Origin of the sequence: Sphaerisporangium sp. NPDC005288, assembly GCF_040607475.1 — a bacterium.
In the GTDB taxonomy this organism is placed as follows: Bacteria; Actinomycetota; Actinomycetes; order Streptosporangiales; family Streptosporangiaceae; genus Sphaerisporangium; species Sphaerisporangium rhizosphaerae.
Genome location: NZ_JBEXGT010000068.1, coordinates 24,716 through 36,288, shown reverse-complemented (window position 1 = coordinate 36,288; position 11,573 = coordinate 24,716). Strand labels below are relative to the sequence as shown.

6 protein-coding genes and 1 pseudogene are annotated in these 11,573 nt (G+C 66.6%); 1 reads left to right on the top strand and 6 read right to left on the bottom strand.

Going from position 1 to position 11,573, the window contains the following annotated elements; translation table 11 throughout:
- Positions 1 to 386: 386 nt before the first annotated feature.
- Together ABZU32_RS38390 and ABZU32_RS38385 are read right to left on the bottom strand one after the other, a co-directional pair.
- Entirely contained in the window at positions 387 to 1,277 is an 891-nt protein-coding gene (locus ABZU32_RS38390; RefSeq protein ID WP_354931057.1) for an NYN domain-containing protein, read from the bottom strand.
- Positions 1,278 to 1,426: 149 nt separating this feature from the next.
- Positions 1,427 to 2,047 (bottom strand): ATP-binding protein, encoded by a 621-nt coding sequence (locus ABZU32_RS38385; RefSeq protein WP_354931054.1) that lies wholly within the window; start codon positions 2,045 to 2,047, stop codon positions 1,427 to 1,429.
- Between the two features lie 232 nt (positions 2,048 to 2,279).
- Here ABZU32_RS38385 and ABZU32_RS38380 point away from each other — a divergent pair, with 232 nt between their 5' ends.
- Positions 2,280 to 3,521, top strand: a complete 1,242-nt coding sequence (locus ABZU32_RS38380) for a helix-turn-helix transcriptional regulator (RefSeq protein WP_354931051.1) — start codon at positions 2,280 to 2,282, stop codon at positions 3,519 to 3,521.
- Between the two features lie 420 nt (positions 3,522 to 3,941).
- On the opposite strand, the gene ABZU32_RS38375 is transcribed toward ABZU32_RS38380, so the two are convergent.
- The 4 genes and pseudogenes from ABZU32_RS38375 to ABZU32_RS38360 form a co-directional block, all read right to left on the bottom strand.
- The gene (locus tag ABZU32_RS38375) at positions 3,942 to 5,291 is read right to left on the bottom strand and encodes a replication initiator (protein WP_354931049.1); all 1,350 of its coding nucleotides are present in this window, start codon (positions 5,289 to 5,291) and stop codon (positions 3,942 to 3,944) included.
- A 765-nt stretch (positions 5,292 to 6,056) separates the two neighbouring features.
- Complete coding sequence (locus ABZU32_RS38370; RefSeq protein WP_354931046.1) at positions 6,057 to 7,598, bottom strand: recombinase family protein; 1,542 nt, start codon at positions 7,596 to 7,598, stop codon at positions 6,057 to 6,059.
- A gap of 39 nt (positions 7,599 to 7,637) precedes the next feature.
- Positions 7,638 to 10,184 (bottom strand): annotated as a pseudogene (locus ABZU32_RS38365) (penicillin acylase family protein).
- 414 nt (positions 10,185 to 10,598) lie between these two features.
- On the bottom strand, positions 10,599 to 11,519 hold the full coding sequence (locus ABZU32_RS38360; RefSeq protein ID WP_354931043.1) for an NmrA/HSCARG family protein: 921 nt from the start codon (positions 11,517 to 11,519) through the stop codon (positions 10,599 to 10,601).
- Between the last annotated feature and the right edge of the window lie 54 nt (positions 11,520 to 11,573).

Here is an 11,573-nt window from a genome sequence, read left to right as displayed (position 1 = left end):
GCCCACGACGCACCAGGTGATGTGGTCGTGGATCCCTCCGCGCCGCCGCACCCGGCCCGGAGCCCTTCCGCACGCCGGGCGTGCGGCCTGGGGGCCGGTCCCGGCGGCGGAAGCTCCGGGCCGCTCCGCCGCACCGAGCACCCGCCGTACCGATCGAACCCGCCGCACACCGGAGCACTGCCGCCCTGTCGCTCGCAGCACGCCAAGATCATTTAGCAGTCGGCCGCGAGAGGCTGTCAAGATCCACTTTTCGCCGCAGTGGCGCCGGCCGAACTCCCTCGCGGTCGCCCCTTCGGGGTGCTACGCATTCCGCCGGCCCCACCGCTCCGCCTGCTAGGAGCCAGCACGGAGATAGCCGGGTCAGACGGGTACCGGATGCGCGTCCATCATTCGCAAGGCTCTACCGAACGCGCCTGTGGGTACTTTCTTCCGGGCATGCAACGCTCCCGACCGTTGAAGCGAACTTGCTGTCCTGGACGTAGAGACTTCAGACCAGGCGGCAAATCATCGCGATTCACGAACCATGCCACTCCGCGAGTATCACGGATGAACCCATACGGAGCGCCCCCCTTCCATGAATCGACGGTGCCATATCGGTACCCATCGAGAGCGCGCTCGCTTGACGCGCCGCCCGCTGGATCCGTGAATGGGCTCCGCAGCCGATAATCGGGAGAGATGCCGGAGTCCAGCAATGATTCCCATGAGGGTGCGTGATCAGCGTGCCTTTTGAGCAAAGGGGCCGACCTCACTCTGTGTCCGGCACCGTCAGCTTCGGTGAAACCGTCGGGAACGATGACGCGAATATCTCGCTCTTGAAGACGGTAAATCAGGGGAAGGAAATCAGCATCCCCGGTGACCAGAATAGCAACGTCAATCTTGCGCGCTATGGTCAGCTCATAAGCCAATAGAGCAAGCTCGACATCGGCTCCGGCCTCCCCGTTGCCGCTCTCGTCCGTGCACGCTACATCGTGCCGGATGATTCCCTCCTTCCTCAGCACGCGGTCCCAGGTGTTCGACATGACGCCAACAGGACGCCTTGAACCACCAGAAAGTCGATAGTCAGTCTTTGCTGGCTTTCCGAGTACGTAATGCGCCTCCGTCACGGAAAGGTCAGCTAAAGGCGTACCAAGCTCCTTGTGCAGATACCAGCACATCAAGTCATGGATACCACCGAACGATAACTTCTTCTTCCATTTAGAGTCATCTGCGACATACTGCCATAGGTGCATAAACCAGCCGCCATCATAGAGAACACCAAGACGTAGAGTAGAAGTCAACGTAACCCTCCAAGTCGTAGGTAGCGATCAGTTGGCCCCCCCACGCAGAGGCCAACTGATCGCGTCACATCGAAAAGGGGCGGCAGCGCCATAGGGGAGCGGAATCCCCCGGCTCCTATGCGGGGGACCCTTGCGCTACCGCCCCAGCTTTAGGGAGCCATCTCCGCATCGGTCAACGGCTCAACTCCCAGCGCATCGGCCGCCGCATCCGGACCCGGCCGATCCAGATCCCATCGGCGGTGAAGGCGGCGCGCGTGCCGCCCCCTGCACTCCCGCTCCACGCTCTCGGCGACCGTGCGGGCAGCCAGTACCGCCGTTGAGCGAACCGCGCTGTCAGCAGAATCGAACGCCTCACGCTGCCGAGGACACCCCAGCGCGTCACCGTGCCGATCACGCCGGTAACCCACCTCGAACCACACGGTCCGACCGGCTTCGTCCTCGTACACACCCCACGCCCGCGCCAGCAGGTCCACCAGCATCATGCCCCGGCCGCTCTCGGCGAAGTCGTCCGAGACGCAGACGCGTGGAACCGACTCCCCGCCGTCATCCACCACATCCACGTGGATCCGGTCGAAACAGTCGGCCAGCGCCACCGTCACCCGGCCGCCATCACGGGAGTCGGAGTGAACAACCGCGTTCGTGACGACCTCGGAAACCAGACGCGTCACATCCTCCAGCGCCGGATGATCGGCACCGAGCTTTCGCCGGACCCAAACACGCGCCCGCGCAGGTGACTGCGGAGAGCCCAGCAGATCGAGAACGCCCAGCAAGGACGCTTCTGCCCCATTTTGCCGAGGGGGCGGCATGGTCTTATCCTCTGCCACAGGATCGCACCTCCAGCGTGCGGTTCAGGGACCCGCACGGCGTTGCCAGCGCCTGCGGGTTCCGTCTTTTCTGGCGTCCCCTTCATGACATCGCCCCGTAACCACGCATCAACAGTGGGGAGTAGGTGAGACTAGGGGAGACGGCCAGCGTCCACGTCTCCCCTAAGGAGCGCATGCGATGGAGAACCTTCCGGTCTGGGCAGCACGACTGCGAGCCGAACGACGGGATAAATGCTGGACGCAGCGCGAGATGGCCAGGGCGCTTGCGGACGCCGCCGACCCGCATACTCGCGCACGTTTACCCACCCGAGACTCACTCACCCGAATGATCAAAGACTGGGAGGCGGGCAAACACCGGCCGAAAGATCCTTATCCGGTGCTGTATTGCCGAGCATTCGGCATAGATGAAGCCGAGCTTTTCCCCGGTGACACCGCCAATAAAGCTCAGCGGAGCGATCTCTCCCAAAGTGAGACTGATGACGAGATCAATGCACTCGAACTTGCTCAGTGCGTTGCCGCTAGCGACGTTGGCAATGAGACATTAGAACGACTCGAACTTGTCGTTGATGACCTCGCCACGGCCTACCCGAGCACACCACCCGATGAGCTACTGCCCCGGATACGCAAACACTTGACGTACGCCATGAGCCTGCTCGATGCGAAGAAAACGCTTATCGAACACCGCCGCCTACTTGTGGTCGGAGGCTGGCTATCACTGCTCGCTTCCACTTGCAATATTGATCTCCGCCGGTTCCCGGCCGCCAATGCGCAGCTCAAGAGCGCCGCCCAGTTGGCCAAACACACGGAGCATCCCGAACTAGCCGCATGGTGCCTGGAAACTGAGGCTTGGCAGGCGGTCACCAATGGCGACTATGGCCGTGCCTTGACTTTATCTCACGGCGCACAGGCTATCGCGCCTCACGGAAGTTCCGCATACATCCAGGCAACGGCACAGGAAGGGCGAGTATGGGCACGCATGGGGGCCGCTCATGAAACGCGAGATGCACTGAACCGCGTCGCCCGACTCGTCTCACCATTACCGATGCCCGATCGTCCGGAGCATCACTACCGATATGACCCTGCAAAAAGCGATGCGTACGTTGCGACCACTCTTTCATGGCTTGGCGATCCCGCCGCCGAACAATACGCCCGCCAGGTACTCGCGCGCCTGGAAACTGCAACAGATGGATCACCGCGCCCGCGTAGGGCTGTATCTGCACGCATTGACCTCGCCTTGGCTCTCATGGCAGCCAATCAACCCGATGAGGCTGGCCAACTCGTGCTGACAGCGGTGACAAGCGGTCTTCTGGTGCCGTCGAATTACTGGAGAGCCAAAGAAGTGATCAGAGCCATCGAGGTACGTCACCTACCCGAAGCTGTCGAGCTACGCGAGGCATACCGGGAACTGTGCCGTCCGTGAGGCTCCACCGGTGAGCCTGGAGACCGTTACAACCATCCAGCAGCGGACAGAACGATGCCTCCGGCGGGGGAATCCGGCTCCGGGGCGCTCTTGCCGGAAGGTCGTAGCGGGGTTGGGGTGGAAGCCTGTCCGTTCCTCCTACCGTCATCCCGGGCGAGCCAAGCAGACCAGGGGGCAGGGGCACAGGTCGTTCCTCCAGTTGGGGGCTCCACCTGTACCCCTGCCCCCTGGCCCGCTTCCCCTTCGGGGCGGGATGACGGCATACGGGACGGCCAGGCGGACGGTTGCTGTGGCAGACCTTTCCGGGCCGGGGTCAGTGGCGTCCGGTGCGTGGTGCCGCCGGCCGAACTCCCTCGCGGTCGCCCCTTCGGGGTGCTACGCATTCCGCCGGCCGCACCACTCCCGCATCGGACCCGACTGTCAGCCGGGCGACTGTTGCCGCGCTTGTTCTCTGGCGAGCTTGCGAGCTGTGGCGATGCGTTGCCGGGCGATCTCAGCCCAGAACGCCTCACCGGTCCGGTAGCCGCTCCCGGCGAACCGCCATTCGCCCACGGTCACCGTCTGCCGCTCACCCGGATCGGGCAGGCCCCGTCGTTGCCGGGACTGCTCAGCCTGGTAATCCGCCCGGACCCGCCGCAGCGCGCCCAGGGTGGTCGAGTAGTGGCGGCTCTTGGTGGAGAAGTGCCCCCGGTAGCCCAGCATGTGCGCCCACCGCCGCAGCGGCACCAGCCGATAGGCGGGAAGGTCCGAGAGCACGAAGCAGGTGTAGATCATGCGCCGCGCGTGCTCGGTCACCTCCACATACGCAACGTCGCGCACTTGCCGGATGGGGCGATCAACCGTCCCGGCGGACTCGGCCCCCTTGGTGGCGTACTTGGCGATGTAGGACGCCACCCGCTGATCAGCCATCCCCTCCAGCGACGAAGCCACGTAGATAGGTTCCACGTCGAGCTGACGGCCCCACCGGGCGACGAACGCCGGTCCGTCGTCGGGCACCGGCACCGAGACCGCCGCCGCAGCCTCCCCGATCGCTTCCTGAAGTACCGGCACGCTCGCCCAGTCCGGCGGAGGCGCATCAGGGCCGTCCGGCCCGTCCAGCCGGATCACGGCATGGAAGTGGACCAGGCCGCGCGCCTGATACTCGGCGACCTTGGCGTACGACAGCCGCATCCGCCGCCGCAACGCCGCCCGCGTGATGCCCAGCCGCCGGGCGAACACGGCCGGGAGAGCTTGGGTGAACCGCCGCCACAGCTCACCCGCATGCGCGTTCCACAGCACCGCCCCCGGATAGTCGTAGCAGTCCACGCAGACCGGTTGCCCGATCTGCCGATCACCATCCTCATGCCGGACCCCGCAGCCCTGCGACCGTCCGTGCTCACACACCGGATTGTCCCGCCGAGGACGACACGGCAGCGTCGCACCGTTCTTCTCACGGCGAGCATGGACCGCCCCGAACGACGGCGCGGTGAAGGTCGCGAACACGCGGGGATGGGCGCTCACGCCGTCGGGAACGCCCTTGCCGCCTTGCAGCCCTGACAAGATCAGGTGATAGGTGTCATCCCGGTAGACCTCAGCGCACGCGGGGCACCGGGAAGCCCGCCGATTGCCGCACGCGGTCAACAGGTACCCCGTGGGCTCCTCAGCGGTCCGGTAGACGTCCAGCACCTCTAACGAGGCATCGAAGGTGATCCGGCGTCCTTGCAGCCGTACAGGCTCAGCACAGCCGCCCGTAGCACGCACCATCTCTTGCCACCGGGAGAAGTCCGGCATGGACGCACGTTGAGCAGCGGCGACGATCTCAGGAGAGAAGGAGGGAGGCTCACTCACGCGGCGTCCCTCCCGCCCTCAGCCGAAGGTGCGGACACGGTGGGTACGTCGGCGTACTCGATGCCGTGAATGGTGGCGATGCGACGCCATTTGTCGGCAGGCCACTGAGGCGATTCAGCCAGTTTGCGCTTGCACCACTCCTCAGCAAGCGCGGCGTACGGTCCCAGTTCTTCGGGTACCAGCAGGGGCCTCCTTTCCTCAGAGGGAAGCCATCCGCCACGTCCGAGAACGACGAAAGCGCCGACGCAGGACAGGCCGAGGACAGGTCACGGCCTGTGGAACGGTGGCGCTTCCAGCGAGAGAAAATCTTGGAGTGTTTGTATGCGACTGGTTAACCGGTGAGCGCTGCCAGGTGTTGCGGCCTACCGCTAAGCCGGGTCCCTCTCAGCGGAACGGCTGATCATATGTTTCTGCCCGGTGGCTTTCTTGCGCTCGTCTCTGTCGCTGCCGGTTTCTCGCTTGCTTCGGAGTCGTGTGGGGGAGGCTTCGGGACTCTTCTACATCTACCAGACGACAACGTATAAGGGCAGCTCAGAGTTCCCTTTACCGGGACGTACCGTGAGTGTCTCTGGGCGTCCCTTCGCGTCCGTGGGAGTCCGTAGACGTCCGTCTGTGTGCGACTGCGCAGGGAGGAAAGTAAGGGACCTGTACCCCTTTGGTAAGGAGAGCAGGTCCCATGGCAGCCCGAGGACGTCTAGGACGTCTAGGTCAGTCCTCACGCCAGATTGGGTCTAGCAGGTCCGGATTGAACGGCTTGTTACCCTTCCCTGCCGGGAGGACGATCACCGCGTGCAACGCCTCGCGGATGTGTGCCCGCTTCTGGGACAGCGGCAACCCCCCGTCTTCCTCGGCCAGGTGCCATCGCTTGCGGATGTCCGCTGTATCGATGGCCGCTCGCTGGCGGGACCGCTCTGCCGATGCATTGAAGTTGCTTCGTTCGGCCCGAAGCTGGTTCACGGTCCCTTGGAGACGGGAGAGGGTCTTGAAGTAGTGGTCATTATCCACGTTTCCGGCTTCCCACTGCCGCGTGAACTCGTAAAGACGTTCTTTTGCCTGCTGGTACTCCTCCTCGCGAAGCCACGAGGTTTCGTTTCTATGGTTGGTGAACGTCGCCTCTTTCTCCATCTTGCTCAGCACGAGTTGTGAGATGAAGAAATCAACCAGGTCCCCATTGCGGGACAGCGAACCGCAGCCACCCTCTGACTTGGAAAGACATTTGTAGACGTGGTTGCCCTTGTGGTAGGTGTGCGCAACCCGAAGTGGCGTGTTGCATATCCCGCCCTCAGCCTTGGGGTGGCCGCAACGCACGATCCCCGTCAGGAGGTATTTGTGCTCTCGGAAGTCAGGGGGAAGCGGAGCGCCCAGCGTGCCGTTCCCGTTCACGCTGCGTCCCCTACGGCTATCGATGATTGACCGGACGGCCCGCCACTCGTCAGGGGTGATGATGGGTGCCCAGTCGCCCACAACAGGTTCGCCCGACTCATCCAGAACCAGTTCGCCGTGTAGCTCTCGCCATCCGCACAGCCGCGCGTTTGCGAGCGTCTCTCGCAGCCTTGTGCCCCGCCAAGGGTTCCCACGGGGGGTCTGCACACCTTGGCGCAGCCATGCATCGACGATCGACTTGAGAGACCGCCCGGCGAGGAAATCGCGCGCCGCCTGCCGCAGCAGCGGAGCCTCCACGGGGTCGAGCGTACGCCGATCCGGCATCCAGCCGAACGGACGATGGCCGCCGACCGCGATGCCCGCCTCAGCCCGACGACGATGATCACTCCGCATCCGGCGTTGCATCTTCCGGACCTCCATCTTGGAGATCACGGCACCGAACAGGCCCATGCTTTCTACGTCTTCGCTGTAAAGGTTCTTGGTCTGCTTGGCGTCGGCGAACACGAAGCCGTCGTTGTAGGTGAACGCGTCCACGAAGCGCTCATAGTCACCGGGACGACGTACCAGACGGTCATCATGGGTGACGACGACACCCCGGACAGGCGACCCGTCCGGCAGTGCGCCAGCTTTCAGAGCCTTGAGCATGAGCTCGAAGTCATCCCGCACGACATCAGGCTTCGCGGCGGACTTGTCGTTGTCGGTGTACTCACGGACGACTGTCCAGCCATGCTCAGCCGCAGTTCTGCCGTTGATCTTGTGTTGATCCTTGACGCTGTGCTCGTCCCTGTTCCTCTTGTCCGAAGAGGCGCGGGCATATGACACGACGGGGACGAAGTCCTCCGAGGTCAACGCGGGCAGCCGTCGCACAGTGCGTTCCTCCCTGAGATTATGTCCTCAGGGAAGGTTCTACCAGGAGATCAGCGACTGCTTGATCCCGCCGAGCGGCGAGTGGCGGATGGCGTCCGCGCACCACTGGTCGCCCGCCGAGCAGGCGTCGTCGGCCGGGTAGGTCGTCGCCGCCGGTTCGGCGAGCGCCGCCGACAGGCTGTCCAGCAGAACGGCGCGGCAGCCCGCCACCGTGCCGTCCCCGCAGTACTTGGCGGGCAGCGGTCCGGCGACCGGGTCGCCGAGCACCGACCGGACGTCCTTGCCGACGTAGCCCCACCAGCCGTACTGGAAGGCCGAACCCTTGTGGGTCTGGGCCTCGTTGGCCGAGGCCGGGAAGCTCGACAGGTCACCCTGCTGGTGCCCGGAGGGCGACTCGTTGATCTGCAGGGCGTTGACCAGTGACTGGTACAGCCCGTCGCCCAGCCCCGGCCGGAACTCGGCCCTGACCAGCTTGGGCCACCAGGCGTCGAAGGCCCGGATGGCGTCGGCGTGCGCGTAGGTCTTGCTCCAGGGCGAGGTCTCGACCCTCTTGGCGCCGCCTGAGGCCCACGCCGACAGCTTCGACACCGCCGAGGCCAGTGCCGGGTCGGACACCGTCCCGCTGTTGATCACCCGCAGCAGGCCGGGCAGCACCTCCTCGCCGCGCAGGTCGGTGACCGCCGCGTCGGCCATGATCTTCACGGTGCCGGCCCGGTCGAGCTTGCCCGCGCCGGCGAGCGCGGCCTTCACCGGACGGTCCAGCAGGTCCACCCGGTGCACCGGCCCGAAGCTGAAGTTGCCGTCGGCCGCGCCGAAGTCCTTGGCCTGCTTGTTGTTCCAGCTCACCAGGTAGTCCTGGCCGGCCGTCTGCGGGTGGGCGGAGGCCGGCAGGTAGGTCGCGCTGTTGGTGGCGGGGTCGTAGCCGGCCCATTCGTGGGCGGCGTCGGCGGTCATCGGCAGGTTGGGGTCGGAGCCCGCCGCCCTGACCGGGACGTCGCCCGACATGAAGTACGCGGCCTCGGCGGAGTTGACGTAGAACCAGTTGAACGCGAAGCCGATCTCCGACGCCGAGGCGGCGAAGGCGGCGGCGTTCCCCATCTGGGCCGGGTCGTTGAACAGCGCGAAACCGACCGCGGAGTCGGCCTCGTGCTGGTAGGTCGAGCGCAGCGTGGTGAAGGCCGTGGGCTGCCCGCCGACGGTGCCGCGCCAGGTCACCAGCCCGTACTTGGTGCGCTGGATGACCAGGTCGTAGGACCCGGCGGAGGTGGTGTCGGCGACGTTCGGCTTCCAGGAGTTGGTCTTCTTGAGCGTCTCCATGGCCGTGCAGGCGCCGCGGTAGAGGTAGTAGGTGGAGGCCGTGGTCACCGCGCCGCCGGAGGGGTTGCACAACTGCAGCGCGTAGGTGTCGGTGATGTCCTCCCCGGCCGAGGTCGCGCTCCAGGCGTAGTCGGTGCCCCTGCCGAGCAGCACGTACAGGTTGAGCCCCGCGAAGGCCACCCCGCGTGAGCGGATGCCCGGCCCCGTCAGCTCCTGCAGCATGAGCAACTGCGGCGCGAAGTAGCCGGTCTGCGGGCCGAACACCGCGATCGGGTGCCCGGAGGCGGACTCGGCGGCCGACACCACGACGGCGTTCGACATGCCGGGCTTGGAGTTGTCCACCGACAGGCCGGGAAGCACGCCCTTGGCGGCGGCCGATGCGGCGACCGAGGTGGTGGCCGACCCGGACTCGTTCTGGGTGATGTCCACCGGCGCCGTCGTGGCGGCGTCGGGCAGCACGACTCCAGTGGCGCCGGGCGCGGCCCCGAACGGGAAACTCTGGCCGTTGTGCAGGGTCAAGGTGGCCTCCGGGTCGTTCTGCGCCCGGAACGCCGCCCATGCCTGGTCGCCGGCCGCCGTGCCGTACTTGGCGCGGGCCGCCACGCGCACCAGGGCCGACTGCATCTCCGCGCCGCCGCCCCCGCCGAACAGCCCGCCGATCACCCCGGAGACCGCGATCAGGTCGGTCATGGTGAAGTCCTGCGGGCCGCCGGCGTTGGTGATCGCGTCCAGGTGGCCGGTCAGGACGTACTCGCCGGGGCAGTCGCGGCCGGCCATGCAGTGGTCGATGTAGGCGTTGATGCCGCTCACGTAGTTCTGCACGTCGGCGTACAGCTGGGCGCCGCGGGGCCCGGAGTCCCGCAACCGGGTGATCTGCGCCTGCAGGTCGGCCTCGGTGTAGGGGGAGTTGCGCCAGACGCTCTGCTCCAGGGCCCGGTTGCCCGGCGCCCCTCCGGCGAACGGGGTCAGCTCGCCGCGGCCGACGTGGCGCATGAGGTCCATCAGCTAGAGGCGGTCCTGTGCGCCGGCGTACCCGGCGCCGAACATGGTGCCCTCCCGGGTGGTCCCGGTGATGTGCGGGACACCGGTGGCCTTGTCCCGGACGATGGTCACGTCCGCCCGGGGGCTGGTCGTGCTCTCCACCTGCCCGGCCGGCACCCCGAAGGAGGCGTCGTTGAAGAAGGCGGCGATCTGGTCCTCGGTCAGGCCGGTGTAGCCGGAGATCAGGCCGGCGTACTTGCCGAGCTGGTCGCCCGAGTGCCGCGGCATGGTGCCGAGCGACTGGTTGGCGAGGATCTCCACCAGGGTCGCGTTGCCGTTCTGGCCGGGCGGCAGCACGTCGGCGCACTGGCCGAGACAGTAGTCGTCGGCGGTGTAGACGGCCGCCGATGCGGGCACGACGGGGGATGCCAGCGTGAGGATCGCGAGCGCGGAGGCCGCCGTGATCATCCGCCGGAGACGTGCGTGCATGTGAGAACCCCCAAAACATGAGGCGTACTCGAATGTTTGGGAGGACCATACGCTCGCACCAACACCGGATCAATGGCCGATGTGATAATCACCCGTGCCCGATGGCGGGCCGGCGCGTTGCCGTGAACCTCGGCCGGTCCCGGTCCCCCCGGCAGCCGGGCCGGCCCAGGCGGTGATGAGACCAGCGGCTCAAGCGGTGGCGAGGTGAGCGGCTCAGGTGGTGGCGAGGCGAGCGCGGAGGGCGGCGGCGCCGGATTCGGCGAGCCAGTCGGCGAGCGTGCGCAGACCGGGGTGGATGACGCGCAGGGCCTCGATGTCGGCGTGCCAGCGGTGACCGGCCTGCCAGCGCTTCTTGGTCTCGGCGATCCCCGGACCGAGCCGGGCGGTCTCCTCGTCGGTGAGTTGCTCATACCTGATCGGGATGCCGGTGGCCTCGGCGATCGTGGCTGCCGCCTGCACCGGGGTCGGCTCGTCGCCGGCCAGCTCCAGGGTGCGCCCGGCGAACCGGGCCGGGTCGGCGAACGCGAGCGCGGCGAACTCGGCGATGTCCTCCAGCGCGATGACCTGCATGGGCTGGTGCGGCGAGAACAGGTGCCGGTGCACGCCATCAGGGGAGATGCCGTCGATGCCGGTGACTCCGGCGGCGGCGAGATAGTTGGTCATGAAGCGGACCGGGCGCAGCACGGTGGGCGAGGCGACGTGGTCGCGCAGGTACTCCTCGATCAGCGCCTTGCCCTCCGACATCGACGATGTGCCCGACGTCGAGGCGACGGTGCTGTACACGACCTGCGCGATTCCCGCCTTGGCCGCGGCGTCGATCAGCGTCCGGCCGCGAGCGATCTCGAGTTCGGTTTCCGGTCCGGCCGGGCCGTAGGCGACCGGTGGGACGCCGAACACGGCGGCGGCGCCGTCGAGCGCGGGGGGCAGGCTCGCCGGATCGTCGAAGTCGCCGCGCATGAGCCGGGCGCCCGCGGCGGCCAGTGCCGTGGCGGCCGGCGCGGTAACGTCGCGCACCAGCGCCCGCACCTGCCGGCCTCGGGCGAGCAGCAGCCGGGCGGTGGCGCCGCCCTGCTTGCCGGTGGCGCCGGTGACGAGGATGGGAGCGTCGATGCCGGCGGGTGCCGCGATGGTCATGGTGTCCTCCACAGATGTGCGGGATACTGGATACGGTCCGGAATGCTCCACCCG

Coding starts and splice junctions, on each gene's coding strand:
- ABZU32_RS38380 (WP_354931051.1), top strand. CDS start 2,280: ATGGAGAACCTTCCGGTCTGGGCAGCACGACTGCGAGCCGAACGACGG.
- ABZU32_RS38375 (WP_354931049.1), bottom strand. CDS start 5,291: ATGCCGGACTTCTCCCGGTGGCAAGAGATGGTGCGTGCTACGGGCGGC.
- ABZU32_RS38360 (WP_354931043.1), bottom strand. CDS start 11,519: ATGACCATCGCGGCACCCGCCGGCATCGACGCTCCCATCCTCGTCACC.